The sequence below is a fragment of the Ochrobactrum sp. SFR4 genome, from assembly GCF_019730395.1.
Taxonomy (GTDB): domain Bacteria; phylum Pseudomonadota; class Alphaproteobacteria; order Rhizobiales; family Rhizobiaceae; genus Pseudochrobactrum.
In genome coordinates, this window is record NZ_JAAPBB010000630.1 from 1 (window position 1) to 292 (window position 292).

Below are 292 nucleotides of genomic sequence, written 5' to 3' on the forward strand. Positions count from 1 at the left end.
CTGCCAATTTTTAAGCAAATACAGTCCTGAAGCCGCAAATAATGACAGTGAAACCAGCTGCTGCAGAATATTGCCTTGTTCCTCAGCCAGCAGGACTGAGGGATCACGTAAGTCGGTGAATGGTCTCACTGTGACCCAGAACAATAGAAAAATCAGAATAAACAGGAGAGAACGGCCTGTCCGGTTCACTGATTTTCCTTTCAGAGTGCAGAAATGCGCTCATAGCTTAATTTAAAGCAGAGATAATTCTGCCATATATAAGCACAATTTTATTTAAAAATTTATAATTTTG

The 292-nt window shown here is 39.7% G+C and carries 1 pseudogene; it reads right to left on the reverse strand.

The features are described 5' to 3' along the window. Positions 1–189: pseudogene (locus HBA93_RS20575) on the reverse strand (hypothetical protein); the annotation flags it as partial. Positions 190–292 lie beyond the last annotated feature (103 nt).